Raw genomic sequence first — 15839 nt, 5'->3', positions numbered from 1 at the left:
TCCGACCAGCCGCTTCCCCGTCACCCGTCGCGACGCGGTCTCGGCGAAGGCTTCGGCTTCTGTTGCTGCTTCTCCGGTACGGCCATCCGGGCCGCTTCCTCGGCCCCATCGCCCACCTCGGGCTCTTCGACGTCGGGCTCTTCGACGTCGGGCGCGGCGGGTGGGGCGGCCATGGCGGGCGGGACGGTGGGCTTCAGCCGGCCGAGGTGGTCGAGCGCGCGCAGCGCCGGGGTCCTCTCGATGACCTGCGTGAAGCTGACCTTCTCGCTCGCCGCCGTCAGCGCTACCAGCCCCGCGAGCGCGGCGAGCCGGCCGAACGTGCCGGTGCGGGCCACGTACGCGGTGCCGAGCACGGCGCCGAGCGCGTTGGCCCCGGCGTCGCCGAGCATGATCTCCTCGCCGAGGTCGTCGGCGATCAGCGCCCCGGCGGCCCCGAGCGCCCCGGCCGCGACGCCGCCGCCCTTGCCTGCCGCGAGCGGCGCGCCGACCAGCATGCCGGCCTTGATCGCCCGCCCGGGGCGCAGGTCGAGCAGGTTGAACAGGTTCGCCGTGCCGGCGATGACGCCCGCGCCGAGCAGCACGTCGACGGCCCGCCGCCGGGGCAGCAGCGCCGCCGCCACCAGTCCCGCGGCGCCGACCCCGGCGATCTTCACGAGGCCGCTGGTCACCCGGCCTTCCTTCAGCGCCCCGAGGTGGCCCCGGAACCCCTTGGCCGAGTGCTCGGGCCGCCCGCCGACGAGGTCGTCGTAGAGCCCGACCGCGCCCGCGCCGAGCCCGGCGACCGCTGCGGCCCCCATGACGGCCGGTCCGCGCCCGGTCAGCGGCGCTCCGGCACCCCGGCGCTGCCGAGGGGGTGTCGCGCCGCGCCTGCCGGGCCGCCGCGTCCCGTCGCGCTCGGAGGACCGCCCATCGGCTTCCCGGCCGCGCTCCACGGCGCCGCTTCCGGTCCCGAGGCCGGCGTCGCCGCCTCCGGCACCGTGGCGGGCGGTGCGTGCGGCAGCGCCTCCGGTCGCGCGTCCTGTGTCGCTTCCGGCCCCGTGGCCGATCGCGCGACCCGTGTCGCGGCCGGTCGCGCGTCTGGTGTCGCTTCCGGCGCCGCGGCCGGTCGCGTGCCCGGTGGCGCCGCGCCCGGTGGTGCCTCCGCCGGCGCCGCGCCCGGTGGCGCTTCTGGGCGTGCTGCGGCCGGCGCCGCCGAGGACCGCGCCCGCGGCGGCGCCGAGGGCGAGGGCCGGGCCACCGGCGAGGGAGACGGTGCGGCCGCGGAAGTTGGTGCGGTCGAGGGCCGGAAGGCCGCGCAGCTCACGCAGCGCGGCCCTGGCGGCGGCCGCCCCCGCGGCGGCGGCGAGCAGCTTACGAACCACTGACCACACCCGCGGTCTTGGGCAGCAGGCTGTTGGCGCCGCTGCCGATGCCGTAGTGGCCGGTCTTGCCGCCGATCCGCTCGACGAGGGCGAGCACCGCGGCGACCTGACCGTAGGCGGTGACGGCGTTGTCGACCGTCGACACGCTCTTGGCGATCGACGCGTCGTCGCGGACCGCGGACACCAGGCCGTTGGCGGACAGGCCGGCGACCACCAGGTCGTTGGACAGCGCGAGGGCGAAGCGGCTCACGACGGTGAGCGCGACCGCGTTGCGCTCCTTGGCGTCCTTGCCGCTGGCGGGCGCGCCGGAGATGACGATGACCGCGTCCGCCGAGGTCTTCAGGTCGCCGTCGAGACTGATCCAGCCGCCCGCCTCGTACGCCGACAGGACCCTCCGGGTGCCGTCGATCTGCGGGGTGCCGGGCTTGTCTGCGACGAGGACCGCGGCGAGCAGCGCCGCCGACGTCTCCTGGCCCTTGCCGTTGTTGGGCAGCGCGCCGCTGATCGCCGGCGGCGCCGAGGACTCGGCGAGGTCGAGCAGGTTGTCGTCGCTGGACGCGGCGGTGAACTTCTCCTTGATCGTGACGGTGCCGGTGACCTTGGCGCCGGCCGTCTGCAGCATGTCGCCGATCCCGTCGGCGGCGGTGTCGACGTCCTTGTCGCTGCCCTCGATCTTGACCAGCAGCACGTTGCGCCCGGCGAGCTTGCCGTTGAGCAGCATCGGGGCGACCTCGTTCGCGAAGTCCGCGTTCTTCTTCAGCTCCGCCCGGGACTGGTCCAGGTCGTCGCGGAGCTGCTGCTTCTCGTCGGTGATCTTGTTCACCTGGTCGTTGAGCTGGTCGGCGAGCGGCCCGTTCGCCGCCGCGGTCCCGACGACGAGGCCGATGGCGAGCGCCAGGAACACGGCGGCCAGCGACACCACGTGGTACCGGAAGTTGATCACAGGAAACGGTCCCGTCCAGAAAGGAGCAGCGCCCGGTCGAGCGGCGCTAGGAGAACAGCGTGAAGATCAGGTTGTCCCACCACTCGGCGATGACGCTCAGATACGCCCGGCCGATCGTGGTGACCGCGAGCGCCGCCGCCATCGCGGCGATCGCCGAGGCCAGCAGCAGGATCAGCGACGAGCCCGACAGGCTCTGCCGGTAGAGCCTGCTGACGCCCTTGGCGTCGACCAGTTTGCCACCGAGCTTCAGCCGGGTGAGGAAGGTGGAGGCCATGCCGCCGCGGCCCTTGTCGAGGAACTCGATCAGGGTGTTGTGGGTGCCGACCGCCACGAGCAGCGAGGCGCCCTTCTCGTCGGCGAGCAGCATGGCGATGTCCTCGCTCGTCGCCGCCGCCGGGAACGTGATCGCCTCCACACCCAGCCGCTGCACGCGCGCCAGCCCCGGCGCCCGCCCGTCGGGGTAGGCGTGCACGACCACCTCGGCACCGCAGCGCAGCACGTCGTCGGAGACCGAGTCCATGTCCCCGATGATCATGTCCGGCGTGTAGCCGGCCTCGACGAGCGCGTCGGCGCCGCCGTCGACCCCGATCAGCACGGGCTTGTATTCGCGGATGTACGGCCGCAGCACGTCGATGTCGGCCTTGTAGTCATAGCCGCGGACCACGATCAGGCAGTGCCGCCCGGCGATCTCCGTCTGGATCTCGGGCACACCGACGCCGTCGAGCAGCAGCGCGCGCTCCTGCTTCAGATACTCCATCGTGTTGGCGGCGAACGCCTCCAGCTGCACCGAAAGGCCCTCGCGGGCGTCGGCCATCGACAGTGCGACCGTCTCCGCGTCCTGCCGCCGCCCCTTCGCGACCGCGTCCTCACCGACATACACGGTGTCGCCGTCGATGCGGACGGTCTCGCCCTCCCGCAGCCGCTCGAACAGCTCCTCGCCGAGGTCGTCGACGAGCGGGATCCCGGCCTTGATCAGCCCCTCGGGGCCCAGGTTGGGATAGCGGCCCGACACCGACGGCTTCGCGTTGAGCACCGCCGCGACCCCTGCCGCGACGAGCGAGTCGGCGGCGACACGGTCGAGGTCGACGTGGTCGATGACCGCGATCTCACCGGGGCGCAGCCGGCCCACCAAGCGTTTGGTCCGCCGATCCAGCCGCACGACGCCACCGATGACACCCGGCTCGGCGGGCCGGGTGCGGCGCAAGGTTGGAAGTCGCATCTCAACCATCCTGGCATGGACCTCTGACAAAAGCCGCGCGCGACATGTCCACTACCAGGTGGAAGGGGGCCTTTCGCGCGTGGGGTGATGCCCATCACTCTTCCCGACTGTCAGCCAGGCGACACATTTTCCGCGTATTCACGACCCCTCCGGGCTCCTCTAGTCCCTGGAAGCCTCGGAAGGAGCCGCAGTGAACCTCTCGTCGATCAGCCTCACCCTGGTCCCCAACCTCACCGGGAAGTCACCCACCGACGCCGCCACCGAGCTGCGGGCCGCCGGCCTCGAGCTGGGTGTGATCCGTGAGGTCGGCCCCAGCGGCACCATGATCGTCCTGGAGCAGTCGACCCTGCCGCTCACCGTCGCCCCGCGCGGCACCCGGGTCAACCTGCTCGTCGGCCTCCCGTAGACCCTCGCCGCCCGCGTCCCGTTCGCCGGCATCCCGCTCATCGGCACCCCGTCCGGTCGCGGGCGGTGGGGTGGCCCGCCGCAGCGCCTCCGCGACCAGCAGGAGCGCGGCCGCGCCGGCGTAGGCGAGCAGCAGCGCCTGCCAGGGCCGCCCGTCGAGGAACCGCCCGCACATGTACCCGATGGAGCCGGCCATCGCGGCCCACACGCTCACCCCGACGGCCGTCCACGCCTGGAACCGCCCCGCCGGGTAGCCGACCACCCCGGCGGCGAGGGCCGAGGCGGACCGGCCACCGGGCAGGTACCTGGCGAACACGAGCGCCTGGCCGCCCCGCTCGGTCAGGGTGCGGTGCGCCCACCCGTACACCTGCAGCCCACGACGCTTCGTCCGCAGCCGCCGCAGCACCCCGGCCCCCGCCGTGACCCCGATCCGGAACGACACCACGTCCCCCGCGAACGCGCCGGCCGCCGCCGCGACGACGACCTGCCAGATCGCCGGCCGCCCCGTCTGCGCGGACAGCACCGAGACCGCGATCAGCGTCGACTCGCTCGGCGACAACGGCACCACGGCGTCCAGCGCGGCCACCACGAACACGACCAGCACCACCCACGGCGTCGCCGCGAACGACTCAACGAGGTCCCGCATCGCCCGACTGTCCCCTGACGCGCCGAACATCGACCGTCGTGCGGACGACCATCACCCGTCGGTTTCGATACGTCCCGTCTGCTCCACCGTCGCGTACCAGCCGAAACACGCCGCCGTGCCGAGCTGCCCGACCGCCGTCCGGTAATGCCCCGCCAGGGTCCGCAACACCCCGCGGTCCAGGCTCCCCGGCGCCTCCGGATCGAGCGCGGGCACCACGCACCGCGGCGTCGGCAGCTGTGCCCGCAACCGCACGCCCCCGATCGTCACCGCTTCCCCAGGCGCGGGGTCCTCCGGCAGGTCCAGCACCAGGTTCGGCCGGAACCGCCGATGGTCCACCACCGAACCGTGCACCTCCGCGAGCCGGCGCAGCGCCCCGGTCGTCACGACGTGCACCGCCCCGAAGTCGTGAAACCTCCCGCTGCCGATCTCGCTGAGCACCTCGGTGCCGCCCACGCTCCCACCCGCCGCCGCCCAGGACGGGATCATGTCCCGCTCCTGCGGCCAGTACCGCCGAAGCACCGCCCCCTCGGGCACCACATCGGTCACCGTCACCGCCCGCCCCAACCACCCCGACAGCAGCTCACCGGCCGTCTCGTCGAGCACCGCCGACTCCCCGCCGGGCAGATGCACCCGGCCACCCGCGGCCCGGACCTGCAGCAGCCGCCCCCAGAGCCGGGGCTGCTTCGCACTGACCACCACCCCGTCCCGGTCAACGCAAGCCCACCGCCGATCCCCCACCACCCCGTGAGCCCCTACCTCAACCGCCCCGACCCGCTCCCCTCCCGCCGACTTCATCGCGTACCGCCAAACCTCCACCACCCGAACCCCACCCATCCGCCCCACCCTCCCCCGTCAATCCGAACACCTTGCCGGCCCCTCAACAGACATCGGTCAATGCCCCACTATGCCCCTTTCACGCCATCGACACCGCGCAATCCACCCCCAAAATGATCTCTAGGAGGTAGGCACATCGCGCAACATCTATCCGCCCGCACTCGTCCGCCACCAGTTCACAACAGACTCCCCAACCACCGAACCACACAGGATCACAAGTCGCGCCCCCGCCGCCGACCCCTCATGATCCGGAAGAGAACTTGTCGCCAGAGCAACCACAACTCTTCCGGATCACGAAAACCAGCCCCAACACCGAACCGCGACCGGCCGGGCAGCACCACCACCCGCGGGACATCGGCGCCCAAGGCGCCCCTCAGACCAGCGGACACCAGCACCAACCACATGATCCGGAAGAGAACATGTCGCCAGAACAACCACAACCCTTCCGGATCACGAGAACCGGCCCGAACGCCGAGCCACGACCGGCCGGACAGCGAGCCAACACGCCGCAGCACGCACACTCCAACGACCGCCGCCCCAGACCGGCCAGCACCCAGACCAACCACATGATCCGGAAGAGAAAATGTCGCCAGAGCAACCACAACTCTTCCGGATCACGGAAACCGGCCCGAACGCCGAACCACAACCAGGGACAGCCTCACCACCCGCGGGACAGCGGCGCCCCGGGCGCCCCTCAGACCAACGGGCACCAGCACCAACCACACATGATCCGGAAGAGAAGTTGTCGCCAGAGCAACCACAACTCTTCCGGATCACGAGAACCGGCCCGAACGCCGAGCCACGACCGGCCGGACAGCGAGCCAACACGCCGCAGCACGCACACCCCAACGACCGCCGCCCCAGACCGGCCAGCACCCAGACCAACCACATGATCCGGAAGAGAAAATGTCGCCAGAGCAACCACAACTCTTCCGGATCACGAGAACCGGCCCGGACGCAGAGACGCGACCGGGCCGCCGGTCGGAAGCAGGCCCCGGCCGCCGAAGCGATGGGGCAGCGTCACCGCCCGCGGGCTGCGGTGGCCTGCGGGCGGTGGCGGCAGGGTCGGGGTGCGGTCAGGGGTTGGACTTCTCGCGGTCGGCGACCGACAGGAGCTCCTCAGCGTGCGCGATGCCCAGGTCGGAGTCGGGCAGGCCGGCCAGCATGCGGGCGAGCTCCCGAGCCCGGTCGGTGTGCTCGACGACGCGGACGCCGCTGGTGGTGACGGCGCCGCCGGTGTCCTTGGCGACGACGAGGTGCCGGTCGGCGAACGCGGCCACCTGCGGCAGGTGGGTCACGACGAGGACCTGGTGGTCGCGGGCGAGGCGGGCGAGGCGCTTGCCGATCTCGACCGCCGCGGTGCCGCCGACGCCCGCGTCGACCTCGTCGAAGACCAGGGTGGGCGGGCCGCCGACGCCGGCGAAGACGACCTCGATGGCCAGCATGACGCGGGAGAGCTCGCCGCCGGAGGCGCCCTTCTGCAGCGGCTGGGCGGGGGCGCCGGGGTGCGGCAGGAGGCGCAGCTCGATGTCGTCGGCGCCGTCGGGGCCGACGCCGGCCTCGGTGCCGTCGGCGGTGGGGACGGTCGCCGCGCCGCCGGCGGGCTTGGGGGCGACGACGACGTGGATACGGGCGTGCGGCATGGCCAGGCCGGCCAGCTCGACGGTGACGTCGGCGGCGAACCTGCCGGCCGCCTCCTGGCGGGCCGCGGACAGGGTCGCGGCGAGGTCGGCGACCTCGCCGTGCAGGCGGCGGCGCTCCCGGTCGAGCTCCTCGAGCAGCTCGTCGGACGTGTCGAGCTCGCCGAGCTTGGCGCGGGCGCGGTCGGCCCAGGCGACGACGCCGTCGACGTCCTCCGCGTACTTGCGGGTGAGGGCGCGCAGCGCGGCGCGGCGCTCGTAGACCTCCTGGAGGCGGCCGGGGTCGGCGTCCAGGGAGGCGAGATAGCTGCCGAGCTCCGTCGTCACGTCACCCGCGAGGGTGGCGACCTCGTCGAGGCGGGCGGCGAGCTCGCCGAGGACCCGGTCGACGCCGGTCTGCGCCTCGAGGGTGCGCCGGGCCGTGGACAGCAGGCTCAGCACGTCGACGACGTCGTCACCGTCGCCGGTGCCGGTCAGGGAGACGTGGGCGAGCTGGGCGGCGCTGCGCAGGCCCTCGACGTGCTCGAGCCGCTGGGCCTCCTCGCGCAGCAGCTCGTCCTCGCCGGGCTGCGGGTCGACGCGGCTGATCTCGTCGAGGCCGAGCCGGAGCAGGTCGGCTTCCTGGCTGCGCTGCCTGGCATTGGCCCGGCGGTCGGCGAGGTCGTCCTCGACCGCGCGCCAGCGCGTGTACAGCTCGGCGAAGCGTCCCAGCAGCTTCTCGTGCTCGGGCCCCGCGTAGCGGTCCAGGGCGGCGCGCTGCTCGGCCGGTCGCAGCAGGCGCAGCTGGTCGGACTGGCCGTGCAGGGCGAACACGCGCTCGCCGACCTCGCCGAGGACCGCGACGGGCACGGTGCGCCCGCCGACGTGCGCACGGGAGCGGCCCTCGGCCGTCAGGGTGCGGCTCATCAGCAGGGTGCCGTCGTCGTCGATCTCGGCGCCGGCGTCGACGATGCGGCTCTCGACCGCCGCGCGCAGGTGCGCGGGCAGCGTGAGCCGGCCGTCGACGGTGGCGCGGCCAGGGTCGGCGCGGACCCGGCCCGCGTCGGCGCGTCCGCCGAACAGCAGGCCGAGACTGGTCACGACCATGGTCTTTCCCGCGCCTGTCTCGCCGGTGATGACGGTCAGGCCCGGGCCAAGGGGCAGTGTGGCGTCTTCGATAACGCCGAGTCCGGTAATGCGGAGTTCCTCCAGCACAAGCAGAGACACTAGCCGCGGGGTACGACACTTCTCCACTCAGCCGTGCCGTTTGTTGTGTCTCCAACCGTCGACCGGCAGGGCGAACTTCGCCACGAGGCGGTCGGTGAACGGTCGCTCACGCAGCCGGACCACCCGGACGGGGAGCGCGCCGCGCCGCACGGTGACCGTCGATCCCGGCGCGAGGTCCATGACCCGCCGGCCGTCGCAGGACAGCAGCGCGAAGCTGGTGAACGGTTCGACGTTCACGGTGATCGTCGAGGTCGGCGCGATGACGAGCGGCCGGCTGAAGAGGGCGTGCGCGCTGATCGGCACCAGCAGCAGCGCCTCCAGCTCCGGCCACACGACCGGGCCGCCGGCGGAGAACGCGTACGCCGTCGAGCCCGTCGGCGTGGCGCACACGACGCCGTCGCAGCCGTAGCGGGACAGGGGCCTGCCGTCGACCTCGACGAGCAGCTCCAGCATCTTCTCGCGGGCGCCCTTCTCGACCGTCACCTCGTTGAGCGCCCACGAGGAGCCGACCGGCCGCCCGTCGTGCTCGGCGAAGACGTCGATCGTGAGGCGTTCGTCGACGGTGTACGTCCGCTCGACGACCTCCCGGACGGCCTTGTCGACGTCGCCGATCTCGGCCTCGGCGAGGAACCCGACCTTGCCCAGGTTGATCCCGAGCAGGGGTGCCTTCGCCGGCCGGGCCAGCTCGGCGGCGCGGAGCAGGGTGCCGTCGCCGCCGAGCGCGAACACGATCTCCACGCCCTGCGCGGCGGCCTCGCCGCTGACCGGGACGGCGCGCGGGATGTCGAGCTCGCCGGCCTCCTCGGCGAGGACGCGGACCGTGAACCCGTTGTCGAGCAGGTCCGCGGCCACCGTCCGGGCGTGCTCGTTGTTGCTGCGTTTCCCCGTGTGGGTGACGAGCAGCGCCTCCCGTGGCGTCACGCCGCCACCCCTGCGGCGCCGCGACGCCGGCCTGGGCCGACACCGTGCCTGCGCTCCGGACCGCTCACGGAACCAATCCTTCCAGGGAGGCGGAGGCCGCCTCGTACACCGCGGCACGGGACACAGCGGGAGCGTCGCGGCGCAGCCAGAGGAAGAACTCGACGTTGCCGGACGGGCCGGGCAGCGGGCTGACCGTCACCCCCGCGACGCCGAGGCCGAGCTCCGCGGCGGCGGCGGCCACGTCCAGCACCGCCTCCGCGCGCAGCGCGGGATCCCGCACGACGCCGCCCTCCCCGACCCGTTCCTTGCCGACCTCGAACTGCGGTTTCACCATCGGTACCAGATCCCCGTCGGCCGACGTGCAGGCGGCGAGGGCGGCGAGGACGAGCCGCAGCGAGATGAACGACAGGTCGGCCACGGTCAGGTCGACGGGCCCGCCGATGACGTCGGGTGTGAGGGTGCGCACGTTCGTGCGTTCGATCACCGTCACCCGCTCGTCGGTGCGCAGGGACCAGGCGATCTGGCCGTATCCGACGTCCACGGCCGCGACGGAGGCCGCGCCCCGGCGCAGCAGCACGTCGGTGAAGCCGCCGGTGGACGCTCCGGCGTCAAGGCACCGCCGCCCTTGTACCGGGAGTGCCTCGAACGCCGCGAGCGCCCCGGCCAGCTTGTGGCCGCCCCGCGACACGTACTCGTCGCCGGCGGGCGAGGCGAGGACGTTGACGGGGTCGGCCGGGTCGACCTGGGCGGCCGCCTTGCCGGCCACGACGCCGCGCACCTCGACGCGCCCCTCGGCGATCAACGCCGCCGCCTGCTCCCTCGACCGGGCCAGGCCGCGGCGCACCAGCTCGGCATCAAGTCGTGTCCGCCGCGCCATCACCGTTCCTCGATCGTGCCCAACGTCTCCTGCAGCGTGCGATGGGCGTCGGCGTACACCGCGACCTGACGCTGCAACGGCAGCGACGCTACCCCGTTGAGTGCCTCGACCGCCGCCTCGACCCGCCCGAGCGCCGCGGCACCGGGCGGACCCGGCATCGGGCCCGGGCCGGGAACTGGGGCTGGACCAGGAGTGATGCTCACGAGGACGACGCCCGCTTCCGCGGGGAGGTCTTCTTCACAGGCGCCACATCCGACGCTTCGGCGATCTTCTCGACCGCGGCCTTCGTCGCCGCCTTCTTCGCCGGGGCCGACTTCTTGACGGGCGCCGCCGGCGCCTCAGCCTGCGTGGGAGCGGCCTTCGAGGCCGCCGTCCTGCGCGCTGGGGCCGTCTTGGCCGGGGCGGTCTTCGCCGGGGCGGCCTTGGCCGGCGCGGTGGCCGTCTTCTTGGCGACGACCCGCTTCGCGACCGTCTTCTTCGCCGCCGGCGCGGCGGCCTCCGTCTCGACGGCCTCGGCGCCGACCGGCAGCGCCGGCTCCGGCTCGACCGGCGACAGCTCGATCGGCGACGTGGTGGCCGGCGCGGCAGGCGCCGCGGGTGCCGGCTTCACGGCGGCCGCCTTCAGCTTCGCCTCCAGCTCGTGCACGCGGTTCGTCAGCGCCGAGACCTCCTCCGCCGTGGCGAGGCCGACGGCGCCCAGGGCGCGGTCCAGCTCGTACCGGACGAGCTTGGTCATCGCCTCACGGTTGGCCGTGCCGGCCTTCAGCAGGTCCTCCGCCATCACCTGCAGCTGCTCCGCGGTCGCGCCGCTCCTGCCGACCAGCCTGCGGACCGTCTTGGTCGCCTTCTTGGTCGTCGCCTCGGTCATGCCGTAGGCCAGTTCCAGATATGCCCGCCAGGCTTCCTGAGCCATGGTTGCGCCTCTCCTCCAAGTGGTGTACCGCTGTTCACGCTACCGGGCGGTCCGTGACGCCGTACGGTACGGTCACAATCCAAGTGTCCGCATTGGACATTTAGATGCACGGAAACGGGGGGAAACATGGCCACGGTCGAGGAATGCCGCGCCGCGTTGCAGAAGCTCGGGGCGAAGCTCGCCGCGAACGCCGCCGAGGCCCGCGAGAAGCTGGACTTCGACCGCTCCCTCGCCTGCCGGGTCACGGACCTGAACGTGGCGTTCCACGGGCAGCTGAAGGACGGGCAGATCACCGGCCTGACCGACGGCGACGACCCCCGCGCGAAGATCAAGCTCACCGCGACGAGCGACGACCTGGTCGCCCTCGTCAACGGTGAGCTCAACGTCATGCAGGCCTGGACCAGCGGCCGCATCAAGATCGACGCGGGCGTGTTCGACCTGCTGAAGCTGCGGAAGCTGCTCTAGCTCGCGGTCAGAGCCTCATCCACTCCAGTGCCGCCGCGGCGGCGTCGCCCTTCCCCGTGACGGGCCGGACCTCACCCGCCGCCCACGCGACCGCGCACAGCGCCATCAGCGCGTCCACCCGCCGCCCGTCGCCGGTCAGCACCCAGCGGTCGCCGAGGTCGTCGACGCGCCACTGGTTCGTCCCGGCCTCCGGCGGCGTCTCGAACAGCCCCGCCAGGTCCTCCGCGACGAACGTGGGCCGCCGCTCGACCGGTGCCGCGAGCAGTTCCGCGGCGTCGCTGACCCCGGTGAGGACAAGCAGGCTGTCCATGCCCGCCCGGTACGCGCCCTCGATGTCGGTGTCGAGCCGGTCGCCGACGACGATCGGGTGTGCCGCCGCCCGCTCCCGCGCCGCCTCCAGGAACAGCGTCGGGTCGGGCTTGCCGACGATCGTGTCCGGCTGCCGCCCGAGGGCCGTGGCGAGCGCCACGACCAGCGAGCCGTTCCCGGGCAGCGGCCCGCGCGGCGACGGCAGCGTCTTGTCGGCGTTCGTCGCGATCCACGTCGCGCCGGCCCGGATGGCCACCGACGCGTCGGCGAGGTCCCGCATGGCGACGTCCGGCCCGTACCCCTGCACGACCACCTCGGCCTCGTAAGGGTCGGTGACCGGCCGGAGCCCGACGGCCCTGACCTCCTCCTGCAGCGCCGGCGCCCCGAGGATCAACACCGGTGTCCCGGCCGCGAACCGCTCGGCGAGCAGCAGCGCCGTCGCGTGCGCGGACGTGACGACCTCCCGCACGTCGGCGGGGATGCCGATGCGCGTCAGCAACGCCGCGACGTCGCCGGGCAGCCGCGAGGCGTTGTTCGTGGCGTACGCGCTGGGAATCCCCCGCTCGCGCAGCCTCGCACACGCCTCAGCGGCGCCCGGGATGACCTGGTCGACGAGGTACAGGACCCCGTCGAGGTCGAAGATGACCAGGTCGTAGTGGCTGACGAGGTCTTCGCTCGCCTGCTCAGCCACGAGTCGTCCCACTGTCGTCGTTGTCGGCGTCGGTACGGCCGGCGCCCGTCACGGTCCCGCGGTCGTCGACCGTGGGTCCGTCGGTGTCGCGGTCGTCCTCGTCGTCCGGCTCCCCGTCGCGGTCCGCGTCGCCGTCGACGTCGTCGTCCACGTCGTCCGGGTCCTGGTCCTCGCCGTCTACGTCGTCCTCGTCCTCGTAGTCGCCGTCGTCGTCCTCGTCGTCGTCCTCGTCGTCTACGTCGTCGTCATCGTCGTAGTCGTCTTCGTCGTCGCGGTCGTCTTCGCCGTCCGCGTCTTCGTCGTCGTCCTCGTCGTCATCGTCGTCGTAGTCGTCTTCGTCGTCGTAGTCGTCCACGTCGTCTTCGTCGTCGCGGTCGTCGTCCTCGTCGCGGTCGTCCTCGTCGTCCTCGTCCGCGTCGTCCTCGTCGCTGTCGTCGGCGAGGGCGCGGTCGTCGGCGAGGTCCTCGTCGTCGTCATCGTCGCCGTCCAGGACGATGCCGTCGAGCTCCAGGAGCCGCTCGGCCGCGTCGGTGGCGAGGTCCTCGTCGAGGTCGGCGGCGCGCGCGAACCACTCGCGGGCCTCTTCCCGGCGACCGGCACGCAGGAGGGCGTCGGCGTACGCGTACCGCAGCCGGGCCGCCCACACCGCTTCGGGAGCCGACGTCAGCTCGCGCACCTGCAGCATCGCCACGGCGGCGTCGTGCTGCCCCATGTCCCCGCGCGCACCGGCGGCGACGATCAGCAGCTCGACGATCTCCTCGGCGGTGAGCTTCTCCCGGTCCGCGGTCCGGAACAGGTCGATCGCCTTCTCCGGCCGCCCCAGCGCCCGCTCGCAGTCGGCGATGACCGCGATGTGGGTCTGCCGGCCGGTCATCCGGTGGTACGTCCGCAGCTCACCGAGCGCCGTCTGCCACTCCCCGGCGTGGTACGCGGCGAGACCGGCGGCCTCACGTACCACGGCGATACGCGACGCCTTCCGCCGTGCGACGAGCGCGTGGGCGAGCGCCAGCTCCGGGTCGTCGTCGAGCAGCTGCCCCGTCGCGATGAGCCGGCGGGCCACCTCCTCCGCGACGGGCCGGGCCAGCGAGCTCAGCTCGCTGCGCACCTCACGGTCCAGCTCCGCCGGGTCGATGTCGTCGGCGAGCACCGGATCCGCGACGCGGCTGACGGTCTCCTCGCCCTCGACCTCCTCGGCGACGAACCCCGGGTCGCTCTGCCGCGGCCGGTAGCCCCCGGCGTCGTCGCGCCGCAGCCCCTCGGGCCGCTGGAAGCCGGCACCACGCCCGCCGGAGTCCCGGTCACGGAACCCACCGCCACGCGGCCCACTGTCACGCTGCCCGCCGTCGCGCTGCCCGGGCCGGTCGCCGCGGTCGCGCCGCGGGCCGCCCCGGTCGTCCCGGAAGTTCCCGGGCCGGTCGCCGTGGCCACCGGAGCGCTGCCCGTCACGGTCCCGGAACCCACCGGAACCCGCCGGGCGGTCACCCCGGTCACGGAACCCACCGGCGCGGTCGCCACGCGGGCCACCGTCACGATCACGGAACCCGCCGGCGCGGTCGCCGCGGGGGCCACCATCGCGGTCGCGGAACCCACTCGGCCGGTCGCCGCGGGGGGCGCCGTCACGGTCACGGAACCCGCTCGGCCGGTCACCGCGGGGCGCACCGTCGCGGTCCCGGAACCCACCGGGCCGATCGCCGCGGTCGTCCCGGTCACGGAACCCACCGGGGCGGTCACCGCGGTCGCGGTACGCCGGCCGGTCGCCGTCACGATCCCTGAACCCGCCACGAGGACCACCGTCACGCGGTCCACCGTCACGCGGTCCACCGTCACGGAACGGCGGCCGGTCCCCTCGCGTGGCGTTGTCCCGGAACGGCGGCCGGTCGCCGCGGGGGCCACCGTCGCGGTCACGGAACCCACCGGCACGGTCGCCACGAGGACCACCGTCACGGTCACGGAACCCACCGCCACGAGGACCACCGTCACGCGACCCGTCCCGGTCGCGGAAGCCACCCTGCCGGTCGCCGTCACGGAACCCGGGCCGGTCGCCACGAGGACCACCGTCACGGTCCCGGAACCCACCGGCGCGGTCGCCGCGCGGTCCGCCGTCACGGTCACGGAACCCACCCGGCCGGTCGCCACGCGGCCCGCCGTCACGGTCACGGAACCCGCCGGACTGGCCGTCGCGGTCGCGGAAGCCACCGGCACGGTCGCCACGAGGACCACCGTCGCGGTCACGGAACCCGCCCGGCCGGTCGCCACGAGGACCACCGTCACGGTCACGGAACCCGCCAGACCCACCGGCGCGGTCGCCGCGCGGCCCACCGTCCCGGTCGCGGAACCCGCCCGGCCGATCCCCGCGGTCGCCCCGCGGTCCGCCGTCACGGTCCCGGAACCCACCGGGCCTGTCCCCACGCGACGCACCGTCGCGGAACCCGGGCCGGTCACCGCGGTCGCCCCGCGGCCCGCCATCACGGTCCCGGAACCCGCCCGGCCGGTCGCCACGAGGCCCGCCGTCACGGTCACGGAACCCGCCGGACCCGCCGGCGCGGTCGCCGCGCGGTCCACCGTCACGGTCGCGGAAGCCGCCCTGTCCACCGTCGCGGTCGCGGAACCCACCGGAACGCTCACCATCGCGGAATCCCGGCCGGTCACCACCGGAGCGATAGCCGCCGGCACCACCCGAGCGGAACCCGCCCGGCCGGTCACCACGGTCGCCACGAGGCCCGCCGTCACGGTCACGGAACCCGCCGGACCGGTCGCCACCCTCGCGCGGCCGGTAGCCGCCGGAGCGTTCCCCGTCGCGGTGCGCGGGCCGGTCGCCGCCCCGGAAGCCGCCGGAGCCGCCCTCGCCACCTGAGCGGTAGCCGCCCGAGCGCTCGCCGCCGGCCGGACGGTCGCCGGAGCGGTAACCACCCGATCCGCCGGAGCCGGCACGATAGCCGCCGTCACGGGATCCGCCGGTACGGTCACCGGAGCGGTATCCGCCACCGGAGCCACCGTCGCGGTCGCGGAAGCCACCGCCGCGCGGCCCGCCGTCACGGTCGCGGAACCCGCCGGAGCGGTCCTGACCTGCGCGGGGTCCGCCCTCGCGGGGCGTACGGGAGCCCGAGGCCGACCCGCGATCGCGGTCAGCGCCGGTCCAACGTGGTTTGCGGTCGCCGGAAGCGGGGCGCTCGCCCCGGTCCTGCCCGCTGTTGTCGCGGTCGTGGGGTCCTGCAGTCACGACTTCATCCTTCCCGACCGGGGTGCACCGCATGCGCTCGACCCGGTAAACGAATTAAGGGCCGCCCCAGGAAAGGGCGGCCCTTAATCGAAAATTTGTCCGGCGGCGTCCTACTCTCCCACACTCTCTCGGGTGCAGTACCATCGGCGCTGGAGGGCTTAGCTTCCGGGTTCGGAATGGGACCGGGCG

At 73.6% G+C, this 15839-nt stretch carries 13 protein-coding genes, 1 rRNA gene and 2 pseudogenes; 3 read left to right on the top strand and 13 right to left on the bottom strand.

Annotated features, from left to right (window positions below):
- Positions 1-197: 197 nt before the first annotated feature.
- The 3 genes and pseudogenes from AB0J72_RS51195 to steA all read right to left on the bottom strand — a co-directional run.
- A pseudogene (locus AB0J72_RS51195) lies at positions 198-794 on the bottom strand (hypothetical protein); the annotation flags it as partial.
- 556 nt (positions 795-1350) lie between these two features.
- Positions 1351-2304, bottom strand: a complete 954-nt coding sequence (locus tag AB0J72_RS51190) for a copper transporter (protein ID WP_363413939.1) — start codon at positions 2302-2304, stop codon at positions 1351-1353.
- A gap of 46 nt (positions 2305-2350) precedes the next feature.
- On the bottom strand, positions 2351-3523 hold the full coding sequence (gene steA / locus AB0J72_RS51185) for a putative cytokinetic ring protein SteA (RefSeq protein ID WP_363413936.1): 1173 nt from the start codon (positions 3521-3523) through the stop codon (positions 2351-2353).
- A gap of 190 nt (positions 3524-3713) precedes the next feature.
- Between steA and AB0J72_RS51180 the strand changes: the two genes are divergently transcribed.
- On the top strand, positions 3714-3929 hold the full coding sequence (locus AB0J72_RS51180) for a PASTA domain-containing protein (protein WP_363413933.1): 216 nt from the start codon (positions 3714-3716) through the stop codon (positions 3927-3929).
- A gap of 186 nt (positions 3930-4115) precedes the next feature.
- On the opposite strand, the pseudogene AB0J72_RS51175 reads toward AB0J72_RS51180, so the two are convergent.
- The 7 genes and pseudogenes from AB0J72_RS51175 to AB0J72_RS51145 all read right to left on the bottom strand — a co-directional run.
- A pseudogene (locus tag AB0J72_RS51175) lies at positions 4116-4574 on the bottom strand (VTT domain-containing protein); the annotation flags it as partial.
- Between the two features lie 51 nt (positions 4575-4625).
- Entirely contained in the window at positions 4626-5408 is a 783-nt protein-coding gene (locus tag AB0J72_RS51170; RefSeq protein ID WP_363413930.1) for an MOSC domain-containing protein, read from the bottom strand.
- A 1076-nt stretch (positions 5409-6484) separates the two neighbouring features.
- Entirely contained in the window at positions 6485-8242 is a 1758-nt protein-coding gene (gene recN, locus AB0J72_RS51165) for a DNA repair protein RecN (RefSeq protein WP_363414041.1), read from the bottom strand.
- A gap of 39 nt (positions 8243-8281) precedes the next feature.
- Entirely contained in the window at positions 8282-9175 is an 894-nt protein-coding gene (locus tag AB0J72_RS51160; RefSeq protein ID WP_344513306.1) for an NAD kinase, read from the bottom strand.
- Positions 9176-9239: 64 nt separating this feature from the next.
- A complete protein-coding gene (locus AB0J72_RS51155) occupies positions 9240-10052 on the bottom strand; it encodes a TlyA family RNA methyltransferase (protein ID WP_363413926.1) in 813 nt (270 codons plus the stop codon).
- Positions 10052-10210, bottom strand: coding sequence for a hypothetical protein (locus tag AB0J72_RS51150; RefSeq protein WP_344513310.1), 159 nt, complete (start codon positions 10208-10210; stop codon positions 10052-10054). Before AB0J72_RS51150 ends, AB0J72_RS51155 begins: the two co-directional genes overlap by 1 nt.
- A 41-nt stretch (positions 10211-10251) precedes the next feature.
- Complete coding sequence (locus tag AB0J72_RS51145; RefSeq protein WP_363413923.1) at positions 10252-10965, bottom strand: hypothetical protein; 714 nt, start codon at positions 10963-10965, stop codon at positions 10252-10254.
- Between the two features lie 126 nt (positions 10966-11091).
- Here AB0J72_RS51145 and AB0J72_RS51140 point away from each other — a divergent pair, with 126 nt between their 5' ends.
- On the top strand, positions 11092-11430 hold the full coding sequence (locus AB0J72_RS51140) for an SCP2 sterol-binding domain-containing protein (RefSeq protein WP_344513314.1): 339 nt from the start codon (positions 11092-11094) through the stop codon (positions 11428-11430).
- A gap of 7 nt (positions 11431-11437) precedes the next feature.
- Here AB0J72_RS51140 and AB0J72_RS51135 read toward each other — a convergent pair whose 3' ends face one another.
- Both AB0J72_RS51135 and AB0J72_RS51130 read right to left on the bottom strand, forming a co-directional pair.
- Positions 11438-12430, bottom strand: coding sequence for an HAD-IIA family hydrolase (locus AB0J72_RS51135; protein ID WP_363413918.1), 993 nt, complete (start codon positions 12428-12430; stop codon positions 11438-11440).
- Entirely contained in the window at positions 12423-13490 is a 1068-nt protein-coding gene (locus AB0J72_RS51130; protein ID WP_363413915.1) for a hypothetical protein, read from the bottom strand. The genes AB0J72_RS51135 and AB0J72_RS51130 overlap by 8 nt, the downstream gene beginning before the upstream one ends.
- Between AB0J72_RS51130 and AB0J72_RS51125 the strand changes: the two genes are divergently transcribed.
- A complete protein-coding gene (locus AB0J72_RS51125) occupies positions 13425-15284 on the top strand; it encodes a hypothetical protein (protein ID WP_363413912.1) in 1860 nt (619 codons plus the stop codon). The genes AB0J72_RS51130 and AB0J72_RS51125 overlap by 66 nt on opposite strands.
- A 463-nt stretch (positions 15285-15747) precedes the next feature.
- Here the strand turns inward: AB0J72_RS51125 and rrf are convergent.
- Positions 15748-15839: ribosomal RNA gene (gene rrf / locus AB0J72_RS51120) — 5S ribosomal RNA — on the bottom strand; the annotation flags it as partial.

It is taken from the genome of Dactylosporangium sp. NPDC049742 (genome assembly GCF_040674675.1).
In the GTDB taxonomy this organism is placed as follows: domain Bacteria; phylum Actinomycetota; class Actinomycetes; order Mycobacteriales; family Micromonosporaceae; genus Dactylosporangium; species Dactylosporangium maewongense.
Note: the sequence above shows the minus strand (reverse complement) of the source record. Positions and strands in the feature narration are given on the sequence as shown.